At 41.5% G+C, this 21,536-nt stretch carries 22 protein-coding genes; 15 read left to right on the top strand and 7 right to left on the bottom strand.

Annotated features, from left to right (window positions below):
• Positions 1 to 13 precede the first annotated feature (13 nt).
• A complete protein-coding gene (locus tag HQK88_07705; protein MBF0616688.1) occupies positions 14 to 1,513 on the bottom strand; it encodes a hypothetical protein in 1,500 nt (499 codons plus the stop codon).
• A gap of 185 nt (positions 1,514 to 1,698) precedes the next feature.
• Between HQK88_07705 and cobK the strand changes: the two genes are divergently transcribed.
• The 7 genes from cobK (at position 1,699) to HQK88_07670 (ending at position 6,695) form a co-directional block, all read left to right on the top strand.
• On the top strand, positions 1,699 to 3,291 hold the full coding sequence (gene cobK / locus HQK88_07700; protein ID MBF0616687.1) for a precorrin-6A reductase: 1,593 nt from the start codon (positions 1,699 to 1,701) through the stop codon (positions 3,289 to 3,291).
• Between the two features lie 3 nt (positions 3,292 to 3,294).
• Positions 3,295 to 4,056: a precorrin-4 C(11)-methyltransferase gene (gene cobM / locus HQK88_07695; protein ID MBF0616686.1), complete on the top strand. Its 762-nt coding sequence runs from the start codon at positions 3,295 to 3,297 to the stop codon at positions 4,054 to 4,056.
• A gap of 65 nt (positions 4,057 to 4,121) precedes the next feature.
• On the top strand, positions 4,122 to 4,913 hold the full coding sequence (gene cobJ / locus HQK88_07690) for a precorrin-3B C(17)-methyltransferase (protein MBF0616685.1): 792 nt from the start codon (positions 4,122 to 4,124) through the stop codon (positions 4,911 to 4,913).
• A gap of 21 nt (positions 4,914 to 4,934) precedes the next feature.
• The gene (gene cobU, locus HQK88_07685; protein MBF0616684.1) at positions 4,935 to 5,474 is read left to right on the top strand and encodes a bifunctional adenosylcobinamide kinase/adenosylcobinamide-phosphate guanylyltransferase; all 540 of its coding nucleotides are present in this window, start codon (positions 4,935 to 4,937) and stop codon (positions 5,472 to 5,474) included.
• Positions 5,475 to 5,492: 18 nt separating this feature from the next.
• A complete protein-coding gene (locus tag HQK88_07680) occupies positions 5,493 to 5,747 on the top strand; it encodes a hypothetical protein (protein ID MBF0616683.1) in 255 nt (84 codons plus the stop codon).
• Positions 5,740 to 6,342 (top strand): DNA-3-methyladenine glycosylase I, encoded by a 603-nt coding sequence (locus HQK88_07675; GenBank protein ID MBF0616682.1) that lies wholly within the window; start codon positions 5,740 to 5,742, stop codon positions 6,340 to 6,342. Before HQK88_07680 ends, HQK88_07675 begins: the two co-directional genes overlap by 8 nt.
• 35 nt (positions 6,343 to 6,377) lie before the next feature.
• Entirely contained in the window at positions 6,378 to 6,695 is a 318-nt protein-coding gene (locus tag HQK88_07670; protein MBF0616681.1) for a transposase, read from the top strand.
• A gap of 26 nt (positions 6,696 to 6,721) precedes the next feature.
• Here the strand turns inward: HQK88_07670 and HQK88_07665 are convergent, their stop codons facing one another.
• A complete protein-coding gene (locus HQK88_07665) occupies positions 6,722 to 7,597 on the bottom strand; it encodes a DUF4071 domain-containing protein (protein ID MBF0616680.1) in 876 nt (291 codons plus the stop codon).
• 234 nt (positions 7,598 to 7,831) lie between these two features.
• Between HQK88_07665 and kdpF the strand changes: the two genes are divergently transcribed.
• The 7 genes from kdpF to HQK88_07630 all read left to right on the top strand — a co-directional run bounded on the left by kdpF (position 7,832) and on the right by HQK88_07630 (position 14,686).
• Positions 7,832 to 7,921 (top strand): K(+)-transporting ATPase subunit F, encoded by a 90-nt coding sequence (gene kdpF / locus HQK88_07660; protein MBF0616679.1) that lies wholly within the window; start codon positions 7,832 to 7,834, stop codon positions 7,919 to 7,921.
• The gene (kdpA, locus tag HQK88_07655; GenBank protein MBF0616678.1) at positions 7,921 to 9,708 is read left to right on the top strand and encodes a potassium-transporting ATPase subunit KdpA; all 1,788 of its coding nucleotides are present in this window, start codon (positions 7,921 to 7,923) and stop codon (positions 9,706 to 9,708) included. The genes kdpF and kdpA overlap by 1 nt, the downstream gene beginning before the upstream one ends.
• A 20-nt stretch (positions 9,709 to 9,728) precedes the next feature.
• Positions 9,729 to 11,798, top strand: coding sequence for a potassium-transporting ATPase subunit KdpB (gene kdpB, locus HQK88_07650; GenBank protein MBF0616677.1), 2,070 nt, complete (start codon positions 9,729 to 9,731; stop codon positions 11,796 to 11,798).
• 12 nt (positions 11,799 to 11,810) lie between these two features.
• Positions 11,811 to 12,389, top strand: coding sequence for a potassium-transporting ATPase subunit KdpC (gene kdpC / locus HQK88_07645; GenBank protein MBF0616676.1), 579 nt, complete (start codon positions 11,811 to 11,813; stop codon positions 12,387 to 12,389).
• Between the two features lie 92 nt (positions 12,390 to 12,481).
• Entirely contained in the window at positions 12,482 to 13,378 is an 897-nt protein-coding gene (locus tag HQK88_07640; protein MBF0616675.1) for a hypothetical protein, read from the top strand.
• Between the two features lie 367 nt (positions 13,379 to 13,745).
• Positions 13,746 to 14,408 (top strand): hypothetical protein, encoded by a 663-nt coding sequence (locus tag HQK88_07635; protein MBF0616674.1) that lies wholly within the window; start codon positions 13,746 to 13,748, stop codon positions 14,406 to 14,408.
• A complete protein-coding gene (locus tag HQK88_07630) occupies positions 14,357 to 14,686 on the top strand; it encodes a transposase (protein ID MBF0616673.1) in 330 nt (109 codons plus the stop codon). Before HQK88_07635 ends, HQK88_07630 begins: the two co-directional genes overlap by 52 nt.
• A 132-nt stretch (positions 14,687 to 14,818) precedes the next feature.
• On the opposite strand, the gene HQK88_07625 is transcribed toward HQK88_07630, so the two are convergent.
• From HQK88_07625 to HQK88_07615, 3 genes are all read right to left on the bottom strand, one after another.
• Positions 14,819 to 16,183 carry an AAA family ATPase gene (locus HQK88_07625; GenBank protein MBF0616672.1) on the bottom strand — a complete coding sequence of 455 codons (1,365 nt, stop codon included), beginning with the start codon at positions 16,181 to 16,183 and terminating at the stop codon, positions 14,819 to 14,821.
• A complete protein-coding gene (locus HQK88_07620; GenBank protein MBF0616671.1) occupies positions 16,164 to 16,298 on the bottom strand; it encodes an AAA family ATPase in 135 nt (44 codons plus the stop codon). Before HQK88_07620 ends, HQK88_07625 begins: the two co-directional genes overlap by 20 nt.
• Positions 16,299 to 16,446: 148 nt before the next feature.
• Positions 16,447 to 18,126, bottom strand: coding sequence for a hypothetical protein (locus HQK88_07615; protein MBF0616670.1), 1,680 nt, complete (start codon positions 18,124 to 18,126; stop codon positions 16,447 to 16,449).
• Between the two features lie 129 nt (positions 18,127 to 18,255).
• Here HQK88_07615 and cyoE point away from each other — a divergent pair, with 129 nt between their 5' ends.
• Complete coding sequence (cyoE, locus tag HQK88_07610) at positions 18,256 to 19,122, top strand: protoheme IX farnesyltransferase (protein MBF0616669.1); 867 nt, start codon at positions 18,256 to 18,258, stop codon at positions 19,120 to 19,122.
• An 8-nt stretch (positions 19,123 to 19,130) separates the two neighbouring features.
• On the opposite strand, the gene HQK88_07605 is transcribed toward cyoE, so the two are convergent.
• Positions 19,131 to 20,429 carry a L,D-transpeptidase family protein gene (locus HQK88_07605; protein ID MBF0616668.1) on the bottom strand — a complete coding sequence of 433 codons (1,299 nt, stop codon included), beginning with the start codon at positions 20,427 to 20,429 and terminating at the stop codon, positions 19,131 to 19,133.
• A gap of 23 nt (positions 20,430 to 20,452) precedes the next feature.
• The gene (gene cobD / locus HQK88_07600) at positions 20,453 to 21,526 is read right to left on the bottom strand and encodes a cobalamin biosynthesis protein CobD (protein MBF0616667.1); all 1,074 of its coding nucleotides are present in this window, start codon (positions 21,524 to 21,526) and stop codon (positions 20,453 to 20,455) included.
• Between the last annotated feature and the right edge of the window lie 10 nt (positions 21,527 to 21,536).

The following is a 21,536-nucleotide window of genomic DNA, read 5'->3' as shown; positions in this document are numbered from 1 at the left end:
AGTAAAACAGCAACTAACTGCCTCCTTTTGTTCGTTTTCTTTGTTCGAATTCATTCCTTGCCGCATCCATATTTTTCCTTTTTTTGACGTTTTTATCCATATGTTCAATTAGTTGTGCCGAGGGAGGGATTTTATTGTCATTACTGGTTGTTATCATCGTGTAGAAATCGCAATCATGGCAGATCACTTTTATCTTTTCCTCCCATGACTTGTACCTTCTACCGCCGCCGCACATATCCATAGTTGCATTTATGTACATACATGCACGTCCTGCATTGACTCCTTCTAAGAAGCCATCAGCATCAACATTCAAAAAAGCAGGGCAATCTTCAAAATTGGTGCACTTTTTGAATTCCCAGCAATTGATGAATTTATAGGAGTCCTCGTGGACCTTTATTTTTGAAATATTGTGCTTTATAAGATCCAAAATATGGGCATCTCCCAGTACCACACCGCATTCTATCAATGGTTCATCCTTACCGGGTATATACACGTTTTCAGCTAATATCATACCGCTTTTAATCTGAACATTTGTGATATGTTTTACTCCGGTCTCTACTGGTTTTTTCAACCCAAAAGCGCTTTCTACATATCCATACATTCGCTTCAGAGTAAAAGGCCTTACTAATATATCAACAATTACATCACACTTTTTCAGAAGTCTTTGCACCTGTTCTAAATCGGTCTGAGAACTCATTATCGCTAAGATCTTAAACTTGGCATTAGAATATTGAATCGTATAAATAAACTCACAAAAAGCATCAAGACTTTCAAAATAGCATTCGTCAATAATTAAGAGGTCACAACGCATCGTAAATAGAAATATTTCAAGACGCTTAAAGTTGTTGCACCCGTTTGCAACAACCACACCCTTATAGAACTCCATCAAACTCCATAGTACCGATGAGAAAATATCCTCTCTGATATAGATGAGAAATTCCTTCTTATGTACGGCATGTTTGTTAAGAATTTTTCTCAAGATTATAGATTTCTCTCTCTCTCTTTTTAGCTCCTTTGCTGCCGGCAGCAGTGCATCAAGGCTAAAGAGATGTTTAAGAAATCTGCTTAGCGTATCAATTGAGGTATCGGTTACCTCCATAACATTTAATTCAAAAAACGGGATTGCATCCATTTTACCGGGTTTATCAGAATCGGTGTAAAAACGGTAAACCACGCCGTTTGTAAGTATTCCAATTCTTGCCTGGGTCAGCGGGAAAATTTCATAAAGTGGATTTTTTTCCTTGTCAAGGTTAGTGCCCCAGTGTGTACACGCTACAAGCATTGACGGTTTACCCCCCTGCATAATTACATAGTCAACCGTGTATGGGGCCTGGTGCTCAACCGTTATCATATAATCAGGAACAACCTCTGCAGGGTCAAAGACATCGTATCCGAGTGCCTGCAAAAGTGGCATTGTTAAAGCAACTTTTGTGGATTCTTTGCTTTTTATATTTTCATACTTCTTGCGGATTTCACCGGCAAGTTTCTGTAGTTTTCTTTCTAATTCAATCATTAGATGTTACAATTTCGCCCCTTTTATATACATACTAACATGAGGTGGATTTAGTTGTCTATAATCCATAACCTTTCTATATTTTCCCTCTGAAAACTCCTCCATTTTGCTGCGTGTGCATTTTAACCTTGACTTTCCTTTACCTTCAAACGTTAAAATAAGAACATAGTTAAAATGAAGAATGATTGCTTCTTAGTAATCCTCTTATTTATAAAACATGGAAAGGAATTAACAAAAATAATATAATGGAAACAGCCCTGATAGCGCTTAATCAGGAAGGGGCTCATGTTGCCGGAGTGATTGCCGCGGAGATACCAGCAAGTATTTTTATTAAAAACGAAGCTCTTCCCTTTTTAAACGGCAGAGCCGATTCACATGGTTTTAGCAAGTTGTCTGAGTGTTTGGCCTCGATTTTTAATAAGTACAAGCGGTTGGTTTTTATAATGTCTCTGGGCATAGTTAACCGAACCATTGCGCCTCTTATTAAAGATAAACATACAGACCCAGCCGTTGTGACTCTTGATGAGTCGTGCCGGTTTGTTATAAGCACACTTTCGGGGCATGAGGGGGGAGCAAACGAACTCACCTTTATCATAAGCTCAATAACAGGAGCTGAGCCCGTTATAACGACAAAAACTGAGTCTGACCGCAACTATATAGTTGGAGTTGGCACAAAAAAGGGCGCTCTCAAAGAGGACATTATTTATGCCATAACGGAGGGCTGTAAGATGGCGGGAATTACGACAGCCAAAATCCGCTGTATTGCCACGGCCTGGGCTAAAAAAAATGAGGATGGACTACTACAGGCGGCAGAGGAGCTTTCTCTTCATATCAGATATATACCAAAATGGATGATTGAGCATTATTATAATATTACGCCACAGGCAGCCCGGTCTGAAACTGCCTTTAAGTCTATCGGTGTGCATGGCGTCTCTGAGCCCGTAGCTGTACTTTCGGGCAAGAATGCTCAACTTGTGCTCCCTAAAACCATATTTAAAAAGGTTACAATCGCTGTTGCCAGGGAGATTCTCTTATTTAGCCGTAAGTCCGGCTACGGACTCAGGGATATGGTATTGATTTTGGGCGGAACAACCGAGGGCGTATGTGAGGCACAAAGGCTTGACTCTGAAAGTGTACCGTTTTATATATCTACAGCCACGGAGTATGGCCACAACCTGTTTAGAGAGAAATTTGGCGACAGGGCAGTTTTAGAGAATTTTAACAATAACTCACTGAAGAAATTTATAATTGAACGGCACATTAAAAGAATCATAGATTGCACACACCCGTATGCTCAGGTTATAACGCCTCTTGCTCAACGGGTATCGGCTGAGCTTGACATTGAATACATTCAAAAATCACGAAGCACTGATGTAACCGATGATCTGGGGTATGACAAACTGATATTTGTAAAATCTCTTGATGAATGTGTAAAGAAAATTTTAGAACTAAAAATACGAAAGCCTCTTTTTACAACTGGCAGCAAAGAGCTTGGATTTGTAAAACAATTGGCAGCTTATGGAATAAATGATGTCTTTGTGCGGGTACTACCGTTTGAAAACTCCATATCAAGTTGTATAAGTAATGGGGTTAAACCTCAAAACATAATTGGTATGCACGGGCCATTTGGTGCAGAGTTAAACACGGCAATAATCCGGCAATATGGTGTGGATTGTCTGATAACCAAAAAGACCGGTAAAGAGGGCGGTTTTTTTGAAAAAGCATCGGCTGCCATGGAGTGTGGGATTTTTATATTTGTAGTGGAACGGGAGGGCTGAGAGATGCCGGGTGTGGTGTTTTTTGTGGGGGCAGGACCGGGGGATCCAGAACTTATCACAGTTAAAGGAAAGAAACTAATAGACAGTGCGGATTTAATTATCTATGCCGGCAGTCTGGTTAATCCTGAAATATTTAAGGGCACAACAGCCGGGACGGTTGACTCCTCAGCACTTACACTGGATGAGTTAACGGCATTAATACAGAAATGGACAGAGGCTGATAAAACCGTAGTGCGCCTGCACACGGGGGATTTGTCATTTTACAGCGCAATATCGGAACAGATTGAGAGATTGACGGAGTTACAAATAAAATATGAGGTAGTGCCGGGTGTGTCCTCACTGGCAGCGGCATCTGCGGCTCTAAGGCAAGAGCTGACAATCCCTGAGATAAGCCAAAGCGTAATAATAACGCGCCTTGAGGGTAACACTCCGGTACCTGAACGGGAGAGGCTTTCCTCTCTTGCTACTCACAATGCTACTCTTGTGATTTTTCTAAGTATATCAATGATAGAAAGGGTAGCAGAGGAACTTTTGAAAGGCGGGTACAAGGATTCAACGCCGGTAGTGGTAGTGGAGAGAGCCTCGTGGCCCACTGAAAGGATAATCAGAGCAACGCTGAGTGATATTGCCTTAAAGGTAACTGAGGCAGGAATCAAAAAAACAGCGCTGATATTAGTTGGCGAGGCACTGAGTGCCTCAGATAGCCCAACCGGTAAGAAGTCTAAACTATATGATGCCGGTTTCAGCCACGGTTGCAGGAAGTAAAGATTTTAATCCGCAGATGACGCAGATAAACGCAGATGAAAAAATTTTAAACACAGGGGTTATGAATGAAGAAAGGTAAGATATATGTGGTTGGTACAGGTCCTGGCAAACAGCAGCACATGACGACAGAGGCCCAAAAAGCAATAGAGGAGTCCGACGTAGTGGTAGGTTACGGGATTTATGTCGATCTGATACGCGACATGTTAACCGGCAAGGAGGTAGTGACAACCGGTATGACGCATGAGGCAAAGCGGTGTGCGGCAGGGATAGAGCTGGCCTCTGTCGGTAAGGTGGTTTCAATAATCAGCAGCGGCGACCCCGGTGTGTATGCCATGGCAGGGCTTGTGCTTGAGCTTATGAAAAACTACTCCTCAGAAGTGGAACCTCTTTGGGGAGATGACATAAGAAATCGTCCTGATGTTAAGATAATAGCTGGCGTTCCTGCCCATTGCTCTTGTGCTTCACTTCTTGGCGCTCCTCTAATGCACGATTTTGCCACGATCAGTCTCTCAGACAGACTTACTCCGTGGGAACTGATAGAAAAACGCCTTCACAGTGCCTCAGACGCTGATTTTGTCATAGTCATGTATAACCCTAAAAGTAAAGGGCGAATTCATCACATAGACAAAGCGCGGGACATCATGCTTAAGTACAAAACGAAAGACACTCCCGTAGGTATTGTAAAAGCCGCCATGCGAGATGATGAAACCGTAACTCTGACAACTCTGGGTGAGATGCTCAATCATGAAATAGATATGCAAACAACGGTAATTGTTGGTAACTCTCAGACATTTTGCTGGGAAAACTGGATGGTCACCCCACGTGGGTATAAAATTGTGCCACAAGCAGAAGTTTAATACAAGAGGTATCTGTTCAATATGAAAATAGTGTTTATAACCGGAGGGGCTAAAAGCGGCAAGAGCACGTTTGCCCTTAAAACAGCAGATAGATATGGCGGCAAAAGGGCATATGTTGCAACCGCACAGGCTCTCGATGATGAAATGGCTTGGCGCATAGAAGCGCACCAAAAGGAGCGCAATGGTAGCTGGGATACGGTTGAGGAGCCGGTTAACATCCATCAAAGTATCACAGAGCTGGTTACTACACATGAGGTCATTGTAGTGGATTGTCTGACTCTGTGGCTAACAAATATGATACTTACAGAGCCTGAACCCGCCAAAGACAAAATCTATGACGCTTTTTTGAAACTGACAGACTCGCTTACAACTGCAAGACAAACTAAATCTGATGGGGCAATTATCCTTGTGTCAAATGAGGTTGGACTTTCCATAGTGCCGGATAACCGCCTTGCACGGCTATTTAGAGACTATGCCGGGGTGCTCAATCAACGTGTTGCGGCAGTGTCCGATGAGGCGTACTTAGTTGTTAGCGGTTTGCCGCTTAGATTAAATTCTTAAAACATGGGAATGCGCCAAATGAAAAATCAATTTAACTTAAGAACAGCGGTTTTTGTTTTCATACTCATACTCCGAAGCAGCATAGTGATGGCTTCTGACAACAGCACAGGTGTTACAGTAAGGCAAACAGTACCATCCTCAGAAACAACTTTTGGTGAAATGGAAAACAAAGAAGAAAAACAACCTACGACTGACACACAATATCGGATGATACATAAACACGGACATCCAGCGCCGATTAAAGTCGAGGATAACGGCACGTTAAATGACTGAAGTTGGTAAAAACGTATGTAGTTGGGTTGCTAACGATAATGGTCTCTATCTTAGCTACCATAACGAACAATGGGGAGTGCCGGTTTATGACGACACAACATTGTTTGAGATGATTACACTTGAGGGCGCTCAGGCAGGGCTTAGCTGGATTACCATTCTTAAGAGGCGTGATTCTTACAGAGCCGCTTTTGACCGCTTTGACCCGGCTATTGTTGCAAATTATTCCGAGGAGAAGGTAAAAATCCTTCTTAACGATTCAGGCATTATCAGAAACCGGCTGAAAATCATTTCAGCAGTCAATAATGCCGCTCAATTTTTAAAAATTCAGGAAGAATTTGGCAGTTTTACTTCATACCTGTGGAAATTCGTAAACGGTAAGCCAATAGTAAATACCTTTAAAACATTCAGCGAAATTCCAGCCTACACTGAACTTTCCGACACTATCAGCCATGATATGAAAAAACGCGGATTTACGTTTTTTGGGACCACTATCTGCTACGCTTTTATGCAGGCCGTGGGAATTGTTAACGACCACCAAATTGACTGCTTCAGGCACAAAGAGATTGCTGAGGATACTTACAGACCGAGGTTCTGAATACAATTGGAATAAGAGAACACCATGAGTATGAGTTGTATCTGACAGTCGAGGATATTGAACACTCCTACAGCAAAGTTAAATCACTCCAGAGTAATGGTATCTGTGAACTCTTCCATAAGACTGTACTTGAGGAATTCTACAATGTAGCCTTTCATAAAAAGATTTATCACTCCATTGAACAATTGCAAAAAGACCTTGATGACTGGCTTGATGAGTATAACCATATGAGAACTCATCAAGGTAAGCATTGTAACGGATTAACCCCTATGGAGTGCTTTACTAAAAATAAACATCTTGCACAAATCAAAATGATTGGGTATGATAATGAATCAGATTTACAAACAGCCTGACCTGTCTTACAGTTCAGGCGGGAGTTTTATAACCACTGTACGATTAAATGGTGTTCAGTACAATTTATAGCTTCGACAAATTTTGTATCATTTGCAAGATCCGGGTCTTTATAGGTGCACAAGGCAAGCTGATGAGTTAACTTCAAATGCAATTTGTTTGTTTCTTTAGATGGAGCTGGCCTCGATAACTCATCAATAGTAATCTTAAGCACCCTTCTTGCAAGCCAAAAAACTCTCTCATTTTTAAGTATTTTGGTTAATTCAATAGCTTTCTTTGGTTCAATATTTCCTGTACCTATTGCCTCTTCAGCTTCAATTACAGCTTCACATTTTTGCCTCATAGTTTTTCTCCCATTGCCCTGTTCTTTCCTCTTCTTAGCCTCATCAGATTTACCATAACGATTCAATGCAAATCCAGGCTGTTCCTGAATCATAAGCTGTGAGGATAACGGTTTAGACATCTTATCAACCAGAGCTATCATCTCTTTATAGGCTTTAACTGCCCGATAAGAAAGAAATAAGTCAACGACAACACCTGTTTCTGCATCCTCTAATGAGGGAATTTCCTGTTCTATCTTACACAGTGAATCTACGTCCTCTTTTCTTGCAGCTTTCAGACGTTCCTTTAGCTCCGGAGAGTAGTCAGCTATCTCTCTGAAGAGATCTGTTTTAGTGTGTTCAACATCTGGAAACTCCTTGATAAGCTGATAAATTGGACTGTCCGCTGTTCCGCTATTTTTTGCATACTTTAGAAGTTTTGTCAGTTTAGATTTAGTTTTCTCAATATTTTCTATGTTACTGCCGTCATCAATTTTATAAGGTAATACTCTGAGAGGGGCTACATCAAAAGGTAGTTTGTCATCCCCTGCGGCATAATAGCAAATTTCATTTACTAATGCAATTTTTTTAAATTATTTTTAATAAATTTTGTTGCATTATAAAAAAGCCAATACAAATGGTAACGCCAGCCTTAAGTGTACTATAATAAAATGTTAACAAAGTGGACGGTATCATTTTTATAAAATCTTTATACTCAACACTTGCTTATTAATACCTATTTTATGAAATAACGTGTTAGGGTAGAATTGAGCATTGGATCAGTTCCGATGTTATAAAAGTTACGGGGGGTAATTTCTATGGAAACTTTTTACTGGATTGGCGGAGTTGTCAGCGTGGTGCTGCTTATCTATTTAACTGTGGCGCTCTTAAAACCGGAGGTGTTCTAATGACTGGAAGCGGGTTATTTCAGATTGGGTTGTATTTTGTTGTTTTGGCTGTATTAATTAAGCCGCTGGGCGGCTACATGGCAAAGGTGTATGAAGGCACGCCAAATCTGTTAACTCCAATTCTAAGTCCTGTTGAGAAACTCTTGTACCGCATATTTGGCGTACACTCCGAGGAGGAGATGCCGTGGAAAACTTATACGGCATCTGTCTTAGTGTTCAACATTTTAGGTGCAATTGTTGTATATCTGCTGCAGCGGTTTCAAAATCATTTGCCGTTAAATCCGCAGGGATTTCCTGCCGTATCATGGGATTCGTCCTTTAACACGGCAGTGAGCTTTATAACCAACACCAATTGGCAGGGCTATGGCGGGGAGTCAACTATGAGTTACCTGACCCAAATGATGGGGCTTGGCGTCCAGAATTTTCTCTCTGCAGCAACCGCTATGGCAGTGCTTATAGCATTAATAAGGGGATTTGTCAGGAGAAATGCTCAAACTATAGGTAACTTCTGGGTGGACTTTACACGGTCAATTTTGTACATACTCTTACCTCTTTCGATAGTTTTTACGATTATTTTGGTCTCTCAGGGGGTTGTTCAAAACTTTAAAGCATATCGTACCGCATCTCTTATGCAAACCGTATCGTACGACAAACCGGTTGTGGATTCTAAAGGCAATACCGTTAAAGATGCCTCAGGTAAAGACAAGACGGAACCTGCTCAGATGAAAGAACAGCAGATTCCTTTTGGCCCTGCGGCTTCTCAGATTGCAATAAAGCAGCTTGGCACAAACGGGGGTGGATTTTTTAACGTAAACTCCGCACATCCGTTTGAAAACCCCACTCCGCTTTCCAATTTTCTGGAGTCCCTTGCAATTTTACTTATCGCTGCAGCCCTTTGCTATACGTTTGGCAAAATGGTGGAAGATACCCGCCAGGGATGGGTACTGCTTGCGGCTATGTTTATCATTCTTATCCCCTTGCTGATATTTTGCTATTACAGCGAAACGATTGATGCTCCTTATGTTAAAACACTGAGTGCCGCCGTAACCTCTGACGGCAATATGGAGGGAAAAGAGGTGCGCCTTGGGGTAGCAAACTCAGCCCTCTGGGCTGCCGTTACAACTGCCGCATCCAATGGTTCGGTTAACTCTATGCACGACTCTTTCAGCCCGTTAGGCGGACTTATTCCGCTTTTTCTTATGCAATTGGGAGAGATAATTTTTGGCGGTGTTGGCTCCGGGCTTTACGGTATGATAGTGTTTGCCATTATCTCAGTCTTTGTCGCAGGCCTTATGGTCGGAAGAACGCCAGAGTATCTTGGGAAAAAAATCGAGTCGTTTGAGATGAAAATGTCATCGCTTGTAATACTGATTCCTGCCGTGTGTGTGCTTTTGGGTACGGCTGTAGCAGTTATTGCAAAAGACGGAGTAGCTGGTATAGCTAATCCCGGCCCCCACGGATTTTCAGAAATTCTGTATGCGTTTTCATCATGTGCCAACAACAACGGCAGTGCATTTGCCGGCCTTTCCGCTAATACTCTTTTCTATAACATAGTGCTTGGAATTGTTATGTTATTGGGGCGGTTCGGCGTCATTGTCCCAGTGCTTGCGATAGCGGGCTCATTAGCAGAGAAAAAACACGTGCCGGTTGGTTCAGGAACATTACCTACCCATACGCCTCTTTTTGTAGTGTTTTTAATAGGAATAATTATTATAGTTGGGGCACTAACGTTTCTGCCCTCCCTTTCCTTAGGACCAATTGCAGAGCACTTAACGGCCATTAAATAAAACAATATGAGGATTAAATTATGACAAAAAAAATAAAACAAAATCTTTTCGATTGGCACCTTATCATCACCGCTGCTATAGAATCGGTTGTTAAATTAAATCCGTTATACCAGATGCGTAAGCCGGTTATGTTTGTAGTAGAAGTTGGAAGCGTTCTTACCACAGCGCTTTTTATCACTTGTCTTTTTAAACCATTGGGTGAACCGCCCGTCTTTATATTGGCAGTTTCCTTGTGGCTTTGGTTTACTGTGATATTTGCTAACTTTGCTGAGTCAATGGCAGAGGGCAGGGGGAAGGCTCAGGCCGAAAACCTCAGAAGCAGCAGGCGGGATATTCAGGCAAACTTAATACCTACGCCGGATCGTAACGCAAAAGTAACTGTAGTATCATCGTCAAAACTGAGAAAAGGGGACTACGTGATTGTAAAGGCGGGGGATATTATCCCAAGTGACGGTGAGGTAACGGAGGGAGTCGCATCGGTAAATGAAAGTGCCATAACCGGAGAAAGTGCCCCCGTTATAAGAGAAAGCGGTGGTGACAGAAGTGCTGTCACAGGAGGTACGATGATAGTCTCCGACTGGTTAATAATCCAGATAACCGCAAACCCCGGCGAGACCTTTATTGACAGGATGATTTCTATGGTTGAGGGCGCAAAAAGGCAAAAAACCCCTAACGAGATAGCCCTCGATATTTTGCTTGCCGGATTAACCATCATCTTTCTTATAGCCACAGTTACAATCGTGCCATTTTCATTTTTCAGCGTTAAGGCTATTTCACAGGGAACTCCGGTTTCGGTAACTATAGTGACAGCCCTTTTGGTTTGTCTTATTCCCACAACAATTGGCGGGCTGCTCTCGGCAATAGGAATTGCCGGTATGGACAGAATGATACAGGCTAATGTGATAGCTATGTCGGGGCGTGCCGTTGAAGCCGCCGGAGATGTGGATGTTTTGCTTTTAGATAAAACAGGCACCATAACGCTCGGCAACAGACAGGCCACGGAGTTTATCCCAATGCGTGGGACAGATGTAAAAGCGCTTGCCGATGCGGCACAACTGGCCTCCCTTGCCGATGAAACCCCTGAGGGACGCAGTATTGTTGTGCTTGCTAAGAACTTGTACGGAATCAGAGAGCGTGATATAAACACACTTCATGCCAAATTCATAGCATTTTCCGCACACACCCGCATGAGCGGCGTAAACCTGGACGGGAAAGAAATACGTAAAGGCGCAAGTGATGCCGTTGCTGATTATGTAAAGAACCAGGGTGGGGTATTTCCGGCTGAGGCAAGAATCATTGTTGATGAGATAGCCCGTGAGGGTGCTACTCCCTTGGTTGTGGCACAGGGGACAACAGTGTTGGGAGTAATCCGTCTGAAGGATATAGTAAAAGGAGGGATAAAGGAACGGTTTGCGCAGCTCAGGCGTATGGGAATCAAAACCGTCATGATTACAGGAGACAATCCGCTTACTGCTGCTGCTGTTGCAGCCGATGCCGGAGTTGATGACTTTTTAGCTGAGGCAACTCCTGAGGCTAAATTAAAACTCATACGGGAGCATCAGGCAGGAGGCAGACTTGTGGCTATGACAGGGGATGGCACAAACGATGCCCCGGCTCTTGCTCAGGCTGATGTAGCTGTTGCAATGAACACTGGTACTCAGGCGGCTAAAGAAGCTGGCAATATGGTTGATCTGGACTCTAACCCTACCAAACTCATAGAGATTGTTGAAATTGGAAAGCAACTACTGATTACCCGCGGAACTTTAACCACCTTTAGTGTTGCTAACGATGTTGCAAAGTACTTTGCTATATTGCCGGCAGCTTTTTTGGGTATTTATCCGGCTCTTGGCGTTCTTAATGTTATGAAGTTGGCAACCCCGCAGAGCGCTATTTTGTCCGCCGTGATCTTTAATGCGCTTATAATCGTAGCTTTGATTCCACTTGCCTTGAGGGGTGTAAAATATCGTCCGCTTGGCGCCTCGGCGCTCTTAAGGAACAATCTCCTGATATATGGCTTAGGAGGCGTGATAGTACCGTTTATAGGGATAAAAGCAATTGATATGTTAATCAGTGTATTAAAAATATTCTAAGGGAGGAGATAAATTATGGCAGTTTTACGGACTTCAATTGTTTCGCTGGTTGTTTTTACGGTTATTTTAGGGATTATTTATCCTCTTGCTATGACAGGGATTGCTCAGGCTGTGTTTCCGGATAAGGCAAATGGGAGCATTATAGTAAAAAACGGAAAAACAGTCGGCTCTTCTCTCATCGGACAGCCATTTAGCACACCAGGGTATTTTTGGAGCAGACCGTCTGCAACGACCCCGTATCCGTACAATGCTGCATCCTCATCGGGTTCAAACCTTGGCCAGAACAATCCAGATCTTCAAAAAGCGCTTGCCGACAGGATTTCAGCGTTAAAGGCGGCTGACCCGGAAAACACCAAACCAATCCCGATGGATCTTATCACGTCATCAGGAAGTGGACTTGACCCGCACATAAGCCCTGCGGCAGCACTTTATCAGATACACCGGGTGGCAAAATACAGAGGGCTGAGTGAATCCATCGTTGCATCCCTTGTTGAGAAACACTCTGAGCCGCGGCAGTTTGGAATTTTTGGAGACCCTGTCATTAACGTTGTGAAGTTAAATATGGCTTTGGATGAGTTAAATACCAGGTAGGCTTCAATCGCCTAACTTTGGGTGAAATAGGACATGACGTCCTCTAAGAAAACATAGTGTGGGGCTATACTATTAAGCCAAAGGAGAAAAGAATGAAAAAGCATTATATTGTATTATTAGTATTATTTGTACTATGCAGCATTCCTGTCTATGCAGATGAGGCAAAGGATGTACCTGCAGCTAAGGAGGAGGCCACAGCCTCAATTCCTCCCGAAGGTACTGCCGGACCCGATAACGCTACAACTACCCTTGTATTAAGCGGATTTAACAGGTATGTATTCAGAGGATATGAAATAAGCTCTCACAGTCTTGTTTTACAGCCATCAATAGCGGTTGCTTATAAGGGTTTTTCGGCTAAATTCTGGGGTAATTTGGACACAAACGAAACCGCCACTCAGAGTTTTGTTCCAAACAACCCAGGTAATAAAAGTTATAACGAAACTGATATAACCCTTAGCTACACACGCTCATGGGGTATATTCAGCCTGACAGGCGGCTATGTTTACTATGGAGTTCAGTATGCAAAACAGACTCAGGAGTTATTTGTCGCCGGTGCATTTGATGTAATCACGAAACCTGTGCTTTCAATTTACAGAGACATTGACGGCTATCCGGGAACGTATTTTAATCTGGCTTTCAGCCACTCAATACCGATTCCGAAAGTAGAAGGTATGACAGTTGATTTAGGAGCAAGCTTTGGTTATATGGCTGGCAGTTCCAACTACTGGAGAACTTACGAGATATCACCCTCTGTGGAGGGCGGCATAGGTGATTACACCGGAAGTAAATACAGTGCCTTTCACGACGGCATGTTAATGACAGGCTTAACGATACCAATAACGAAGAGTATGTCCGCACAGCCTGTGGTTATGTACACGTTTCCTCTCTCAAGCCAGGCCGGAAGAGGAGTTGACGGTGTCTCATATAACCCTAATGGTGCAATTGACTCCACAGTCACATATGGCCTTAATTTAACGTATAACTTCTAAATAAAACTAACTCGGACAGAGAGACATAATAAAAGACTGGATTTCTGCCTTCCATGAATGACAAAAAAGGAATCCCTTCCTCCATTGTCATCCCGCACTTGCAGGGGAATCCCCTTTTGAGTGGAGGCGGGATCCAGTCATTTTCTCTACATCCGTAAACGTCATGAAGCCCTCGACAGGAGTTAACCCAATAAGCATTAAATTTTTTTTGCAATAGTCTCAACTCGGTATAAAAAGTATTTACAGATATATTTCGCAATGGTTTTTTTGAAAATAACACATCTTTGTAGTTTTATTTTAAAACTGTAGTTATTCCAATTCGAAATCAAATATGAAATAATACACTTACAAGAAAGGAGGTAAGTGTATGTCAAGAAAGTCACAAGGATGGAGACACTTGGAACAAGCCAAAGAGATTCTATCAAAAGCAAAGACAGTAGGGGACTTCAAGCAAGCACAAGCGGTAGTATTGCCACTGGAATATGGATTTTCAATAGAGCAAACGGCGTCGGTCATAGGTGTGTCAAAAGGTTGGGCATGTCGTTTGCGGACACAATTTATAAAAAGTGGAGGGGCATGTATAACAAACAAGGCTAAGCGAGGAGGTAGGCGGCGGGAAAACATGAGTAATGAAGAGGAAAAGGCATTTCTAACTCCATTTTTTGAGAAGGCTACAAATGGAGGCATTTTAGTTGTTGGAGAGGTCAAAAAATCGTTGGATGAAAAGTTAGGCCGTAAGACAGCTTTAGCATCAGTGTATAACCTTCTACATAGGAATGGCTGGCATAAGATTGCACCGGACAAAAGAAATCCACATGAAGCCCGTTTTGGTCTTATCTCTGATATAAGGCGCTGCTGGTGTCCAAAACCAACTCGCCCTCTCTGTAGCGCTACAGTAAGTCAAGAATATATTTATGCCGCTGTTTCTGTTGAAGACGGAAGCATTGATACACTCTACCACATGTTAACACTGATTGTATGCAGATTTTCATTGATGAGCTCGCATATAGGCATCCCAACCACAGAGTAGTCATGATACTTGATAACGCAGGTTGGCACAAGACAAAATCTCTTAAGATTCCATCCAATATGAAATTTAAGTATCTCCCCCCATATTCACCAGAACTTAATCCTGTTGAACATATATGGGATGATTTCCGTGAAAAATATTTCCATAGTCACTTTTTTGATTGTTTCGACTCTTTTGAAAATCACTTTGAAAAATCATTGTTTGACTTAGAAAATAATAAAGAGCGGGTACTCTCTACTGTTGTCTGGCCCTGGATTATTAATGCTCTCATGAATTAGAATTGGAATTACTGTTAATTTAGGACAGTGTTCATTGAGCAACCAGTTAAGAATCTGAATAAGTCTTTTATCAGAGCTGCCATCTGATAACAATGTGTACTTAATCTCGTTCATTTTAAATGTTCAGAAGAATTAGTGAAGCAATTGCTGCATGTCATCTCTGTCTATTACCCGTTGCCCCTCTTCCATTTTCTCATCTTTTGCAGCTACAGGGTTTAAATACGAAAGCAGCTTCCCTTTATTAACGATTTCAATTCCTTTCTGCTTTTCAGCTCTCCATGTTTGATCTAAACAGCTAAAACGAACACTTTTAAAACGGTTATTATCACGTTTGTTTTCTCTAAGTTGTGCAATAATCAGGCAGTCATCTGGAACCTGAGCAACAACGGCTGGTGAGTGAGTGTTTATTATGACTTGACGAAGCGGATTATCAGAGCCTTCGGGGAATTCAGTGTCAGTGGCTATATCTTTAAGCAGCCTTATCATTGCCGGAATCCGTTCAGGATGAATACCATTTTCTGGCTCCTCCAAACAGATGAGTCCTTGCGCCTGAGTATCCAACTCAAGCACTGATGCAGCCAGAAAACGGAGGGTTCCATCGGACAGATCTCTTGCTGCAAAAGTGGAACCACTTCGATCAGTGAGTACAAGCGTAAGCAGCTCACGTTTTTCGTCACGGTCAACACTAATTTCATAGACGTTATCTATTAACTCTGAGAGCCGGTTTGCAACCTCTGTGTAAACCTGATTTTCGATCTCAACCTGATTTTCTTTATTAAAATTCTCTCTCGTTCGCGGCAAATGGTATAACGTTGATGGAAGGTGAGAGCCATCAGAGCCTAACTTTTTTGGCGCATTAAATTTATCGGGTTTACGGAGAGCAGTTGGCTCAAGGAGCAATAATCTCCATGACTGCATCTCTCTTTTTGCTATTATTGCAGTGCGTGTCTCAGCTGCATTTGTTAAAGTGGATAGTACGGTTTTGGTTAGATTTTTAGCTAAAACTGAACCAGTTCTTCCGCCTCCCTTATTATCTCCACGATCCTGATGTATTTTTATACTATCATCTGAACCGCTTTTATCAGTTGAAATAAATGGGCTTCCCCCTTTACTTGCTGTTGTAATTACAGAATCACGCCAAGACTTTTTATGTGGAAAGAGCAGATGTTTGGAGGCATCACCCTTTTTTATGCGATAAAGTTCCTCTTTGAACAGCTGAATATTGCCTTGAGAGCCTGTGTCTTCATTTTCATTAAGGCCAAGTTCGATAGAATATCTAAGAAACGTAATACTTGCCTTTGCATTCTGACCAGGATCGTCAATGTCTGCTTCAGGAACTATCATCTCTGCTTCCATTGTAATCACATTATCTGTAGAATTGCCCGATCTGTGAAATATGCTTTTTACATCCGTAGCTCTGCCATTTTCATCTCGAACCGACATAGCTGCGTCAACAAATGGTATTTCGGCAAGAGAACTAAAAAAAAAGGATGGCATCGAACAGGTTTGATTTCCCGACACCATTAGCTCCGGCTATACACGTAAAAGGTCCAAACCTAATGTCAACATCTACAAGGTTTTTAAACCCGGATACTTTAAATCTTGTTAGCAATATTTCTTCCTTTTTTGCTGAGTTCTTAATTAACTATACATGCTTTTAAAAGATTTTGACAATGGTTTTTAATCTGTTTTGCAGGGATCTTTCCTCCACTAAAGGGAAGGACAGAGTCCTTCCCCGTACACTACTTTCCTCATCATAATTACGGTCTTTCAACCTTTACAATCATTCCCATATTGAGGTCTGTTATCACTCTGTGCTTATAAACATAGACTTTAACTGCGGTGGAAACTCGTGTGCACATTATATTATATGTGTATATTTCAAAGGGCAACGGCTGGCCGTGTTCGTCTTTAATGGTCTCCTCGGCGGTTTTATTATATGGGGCTCCACATTGGCTGCCGGTTCTCACTGAGTACGTATGAGAAAGTTTATGTTCATACTGCTTAAGGGTAAAGCCATAGTCCATGTAGTGAAAATCACTATAGAGGACGTTCTTACCGGTTAAAAACTTAAATTTCGGAACAAACTGCTTTTCCATGTTTTTATATCTGTCGTACGAAAAGAAATCCGGAAGGATATACACATTTTTCCTCTCATCCAAATACTTATCAATCTCTTGTGAAAAGTCTGATGCTTCGCTTTCCGTGGGGTCTATAGGATGTACCACACAGGTAAGACCGTTAAAGTACCGGGCAAACACGCAGTCGTCAACACCGGAAACGACAGAGTTGTTTTTATCAATGTCTGAGTTTTTATAAATAGCCGAGACTGTGTTATATCGGCTGTGCAGATCAAGGGCGGGATATGTTGACCAAAAAAGTGCTGCCGCAGTTGCTACAAAAACCACATACAGGACTGATACAGTAATTCTTTTGCTAAGCTTAAAACCCATAAAAAAACTTCTGACTGTAAAGAGCATAGGTGGGAGGCACAGAAATGAAGTCCACACAAAGTGCCTGTATTTTACAACCGTAAGATTAGAAATAAAAATCGAAAGAGCAATAAACTGGATACAAAATAATATATAAATTAATGTTTCCTTTTTGGTTTTAGCAAAAAATGGAGCTATAAGAGAGACAAACTGCAAGTAAAATAAAAAAGAACCGACACCGTGCTCCCATGAGGCTAACCCAATAGGGAGTATCTGTGAAAAGACTCCCATAAACTGTCCGTCATAAGGGGATGCCGTTTTATGAAATAGATCTATGAAGTGGTGTCTGTCTATAGCAAACGATACTATAAGAGAAAGTAATAAGGCTGTCAGGATGTTTTTGCAGCCTATTATAATGTTTTCCTTAGTCAACAGTTTTTTATATGATTGTTCAATCTCTGCGCCCATAATGTAGAGATATGAAAAGTAAAACGGGACAAATATAATTGGCATGTCTTTTGAGACCAACGCTAACCCAAAGCAGAGCCCGGAGGCAGGTCTTAAAAACGACGGTTTGTCCTTTGAAGCCATTAGAAATGCCGCAAAAAGAAACATAAATGCTGTAAAATCCTCTTTAACGTGAGTTATGGTTATTATGCTTGCGGGGATAAAGAAAAAAAGAAGGGCTGCAAGAAATCCCTCGTTAAAACTAAATATCCGGCGTATCCAGAGATAGTAAAAAAACAAAGCCAAAAGAGCCGTAATAACAGTTGTAGCCGGAAGGGTTTTTGCGCCAATAAAAATAGAAAACGGGATTAAAATATATGAACTTAAACACCTGGCGCCAAAGAAACACTCAAATCGGGAGGTTTCTTTAAAAACATCAACACTTTTCATGTAAAGAACCGAATCAAAATGGTATGGCTCTTTAAGTGTGTATTTATAGAGAACAATAGCAAAAATGAGAAATAAAAACAGTGTAGCAATTTTTTTCAAACTATCTGTCATTTTCCAATCATCCACAATTAACATTTAATGTATCCCCGTTAGGATAACACAAATTATGGAGTTTGGTTTTGTTTTGATATAGACGGTTAAAACAATGAAAAAATGCTATAATTATCAGGACATACTTTAATGACAAGATACAGAACAATAGTCAGAGACCATGTGGTTCTTATGAAGCCCGGCATCGTGCTGCTTGTTCTGGTAACGGCCTTAAACGGTATGTATATGGCTCAGAGGGGATTCCCAACGTTTCATCTCATCCTGCCCACGATGCTTGGGATAGGGCTTTCGGCTGCCGGTTCTGCTGTTTTAAATAACTTTTTTGATAAAGACATAGACTCTCTGATGAAGCGTACGATGGTCAGAGCTATTCCACAAGGACGCATCTATCCCACATCGGCACTGATATTTGGCCTGGTGCTTATAGTTACCGCAATTACAATTTTTTTGATTTATATAAACACTCTCTCTGCCATCCTTACGTTTATAAGTGCGTTTATATATGTTATCCCGTACACGGTGTTAATGAAACGGCGCACTCACCTTGTCACTCACGTAGGTAGCATCACCGGAGCACTTCCCCCTGTCATTGGCTATGTGGCAGTTAAAGGAATAGTGGATATTCAGGCATTTGTACTGTTTGCCATTATGTTTATATGGCAGCATCCCCACTTCTGGGCCTATGCACTTAAGTATAAGGAGGATTACTCACGGGCAGGGATTCCCATTCTACCAATTTCAAAGGGTATTATGAAAACCAAAACCTTAACTCTGATTTACACCATTATACTTTTGCCCCTTAGTGTGCTACCGTATTTTTTGGCTATGGCTGGCTACATATATCTCATCACAAGTACAGTGCTTGGAATTATCTATATTGTGTTTGCTGTTAAGTTTTATTTCTCAGAAAGTAAAAGTGACAAAATACTGTTTGTGTACTCAATTATCTATATAACTATTGTCTTTATTGTGCTCGTAATGGATATGATTAAGTAGGTCAGCCTTTAGATGTGTCTCCAGCTTTCCTCGATTATCTTATAATCACCCGGACAGCCATGCAGCACTAATGTTTTTAGGCCCTTATCTGAAACTGTGTCAGAGGTGTACTCCTGTATGAAAGTTACCTCTATCCGCTTACCTGAGAGAACCTTGAATTTTATATCCTTTATGTGTACCTTTAAACTTCGTGAAGCCTTAAATAACCCCTTCTTATGAGCTTTCCACTGTTTTGCATTCATACCGTCAGATGAAAACGCTGCTGAGTAATGACTCATATACTTTTCAATATCTTTTGCAGCCCAGGCTGCCCTCCATTTGGACACAAGATGGGTTACATGCTGGGCTATTATCGGATCAACATCCATTTTGTTGAATTCCTCAGCAACCACCTTATACTCATCACCACGCGCACCCCCGCCCGTCAAATACAGGAGCTTTGTACCATAGGAAAGCACATTATCGGCACAGTAGAGCTGATTAAACTTGTACATTATCGCACTTGAATTCTCTGTAAAAATGTTTAAGTCGGAGGTTACCACTTTTCTGTGAGGGTATATCTTCATAAGCTTCTTTTTTTCAGCTAAATACTGTTGGGCAGTGTTGCCATTAGCCTCTCCTTTAAACTTTGTATCAAAAAAACTGGCAAAACCCTCGTAATCTCCCTTCTCCCAACTGGTTATAAATTTTTTGAATATATCCATGTATTTCTTTTTCTTTTTCATGTACTCGTCTTTGTTAAGGAAATGAAGATGCTCAGAGATAATTACCGGTGTGCCCAGTATAAGAAAGGTTTTCAACTGCTCGAAATCCTTGTTCTGAAGTGCAACACAGCCTTTGGTCTTGTTGTCGTTTCTCTCTTCACCCATGCCGTGAATCCATATGCCATGCCCAGTGCGTCCCATGTTTTTGTCCACTATGTTGGGATAATTCAGTGTTAACGCTCCATCACCAAACAGTTTATGGTCCAGCTTATCCGGAGGAATATACTTTGTTACAAAATAAAAGCCTTCAGGGGTTTTCAAATCCCCCTCTTTTACCTTTGAGCCGTTATTTCCGCCTGTGATTACCTTATAGTCCTGCACTATGTATGGAACTGTGTCTTTAACTATTACAGAGTAAAGAGTGCTTGTATGCTTATCTACGAGTATTACATTAAAATTATTGTTGTTATCTGTAAAGACATTTCCGGAAAGAGAATCTATATGCGACTGCTGTTTGGCATTCCCGCCGTCATTTGCGTACAAATTACCACAAAACAACAAAGAAACTACCGATGCTGTAATATAGAGCAGCTTGTTTAACATAGAACACTTGATTTCACAGAGTTTCAAGATACTGATACCCTCAGAAAAACTGATAATGCTGCAATCGAGACAAACCCGATTAATGCCGCTAAAAATGAAATATTCAGTGCATCGTATATTTTTGTAAAATCAACTGTCTCATCAGCACTTCCAATGACAGGCTTGACAACTACTTTGCCGCCATAGTATGAAGCCCCACCAAGGGCAATTGAAAGCGCACCTGCCATAGCAGCCTCAGGCCTCCCGGCATTTGGGCTTGGATGCTTACCGCCATCTCTTAATAATACCTTCATACTGTTACGAATAGACAGCCGACGATTCTTTACCATCCGACTCTTTGTACCCCCAGCTCTTTTAACTATACAAATTAACGAATATTGTATCATAAGTGGTAACTTTAATGCAATAGTGCCAGCAATAATAAATAAAGCTGTTAAACGCGCTGGTATATAATTTGCCACATCGTCCAGTTTTGCCCCAAATCTCCCAAAATATAGATACCTGTCATTTTTATACCCAACCATAGAGTCAATTGTGTTTATAGCCTTATATGCAAACGCTAAAGGCAGTCCACCGATTGCTAAATAAAACATGGGGGCAATCACACCGTCTGAGAGATTTTCTGAAAGACTCTCTATTGCAGCTCTCACTATTCCATCAGAGTCCAGCCGTTTTGTATCACGCCCCACGATAGAGCTCAGAGCATTTCGTGCTCCCTCAGTATCGCCAGCCATTAACCGCTTTAATATAATAACCACTGAGTCCCTGAGTCCGGTATATGCCAATGAAAATGAACCAATAACGCCAATAATTATATCTGAAAGAGCAATTCTGTTGCTAGCTATAAAGTAATTGCCAAAGACAGTATTTATCCAGTAAGACATTAAATAAAAAACTACATAAGTTATTAAAACTACAAATATAGCCATGACAGCTCCACAAAAAAACTCACCTCGCTTTGTTTTTGTGAAATTCCGGAGAATTTTTTCTGAGCGTTCAATCAAAACCCCTATCGCTCTTACAGGATGTGGAATCCACCCGGGGTCGCCAATCATTAGGTCAATAACAAATGCTGTTAGAAGAGTTGTGTTATTCATATGTTAATGC

The sequence above is a fragment of the Nitrospirota bacterium genome, from assembly GCA_015233895.1.
Taxonomy (GTDB): Bacteria; Nitrospirota; Thermodesulfovibrionia; order Thermodesulfovibrionales; family Magnetobacteriaceae; genus Magnetomonas.
The sequence above is the reverse complement of the archived record's forward strand: the minus strand, read 5'-3'. Positions and strand labels throughout refer to the sequence as shown.

Bases quoted from the DNA above. Each gene is read 5' to 3' on its own strand.
- HQK88_07705 (MBF0616688.1), bottom strand. From the start codon at position 1,513: ATGATTGAATTAGAAAGAAAACTACAGAAACTTGCCGGTGAAATCCGC.
- cobM (MBF0616686.1), top strand. From the start codon at position 3,295: ATGCCGGGTGTGGTGTTTTTTGTGGGGGCAGGACCGGGGGATCCAGAA.
- cobJ (MBF0616685.1), top strand. From the start codon at position 4,122: ATGAAGAAAGGTAAGATATATGTGGTTGGTACAGGTCCTGGCAAACAG.
- cobU (MBF0616684.1), top strand. From the start codon at position 4,935: ATGAAAATAGTGTTTATAACCGGAGGGGCTAAAAGCGGCAAGAGCACG.
- HQK88_07680 (MBF0616683.1), top strand. From the start codon at position 5,493: ATGAAAAATCAATTTAACTTAAGAACAGCGGTTTTTGTTTTCATACTC.
- HQK88_07675 (MBF0616682.1), top strand. From the start codon at position 5,740: ATGACTGAAGTTGGTAAAAACGTATGTAGTTGGGTTGCTAACGATAAT.
- kdpF (MBF0616679.1), top strand. From the start codon at position 7,832: ATGGAAACTTTTTACTGGATTGGCGGAGTTGTCAGCGTGGTGCTGCTT.
- kdpA (MBF0616678.1), top strand. From the start codon at position 7,921: ATGACTGGAAGCGGGTTATTTCAGATTGGGTTGTATTTTGTTGTTTTG.
- kdpB (MBF0616677.1), top strand. From the start codon at position 9,729: ATGACAAAAAAAATAAAACAAAATCTTTTCGATTGGCACCTTATCATC.
- HQK88_07640 (MBF0616675.1), top strand. From the start codon at position 12,482: ATGAAAAAGCATTATATTGTATTATTAGTATTATTTGTACTATGCAGC.
- HQK88_07635 (MBF0616674.1), top strand. From the start codon at position 13,746: ATGTCAAGAAAGTCACAAGGATGGAGACACTTGGAACAAGCCAAAGAG.
- HQK88_07630 (MBF0616673.1), top strand. From the start codon at position 14,357: ATGCAGATTTTCATTGATGAGCTCGCATATAGGCATCCCAACCACAGA.
- HQK88_07625 (MBF0616672.1), bottom strand. From the start codon at position 16,183: ATGCCATCCTTTTTTTTTAGTTCTCTTGCCGAAATACCATTTGTTGAC.
- HQK88_07615 (MBF0616670.1), bottom strand. From the start codon at position 18,126: ATGACAGATAGTTTGAAAAAAATTGCTACACTGTTTTTATTTCTCATT.
- cyoE (MBF0616669.1), top strand. From the start codon at position 18,256: ATGACAAGATACAGAACAATAGTCAGAGACCATGTGGTTCTTATGAAG.
- HQK88_07605 (MBF0616668.1), bottom strand. From the start codon at position 20,429: ATGTTAAACAAGCTGCTCTATATTACAGCATCGGTAGTTTCTTTGTTG.
- cobD (MBF0616667.1), bottom strand. From the start codon at position 21,526: ATGAATAACACAACTCTTCTAACAGCATTTGTTATTGACCTAATGATT.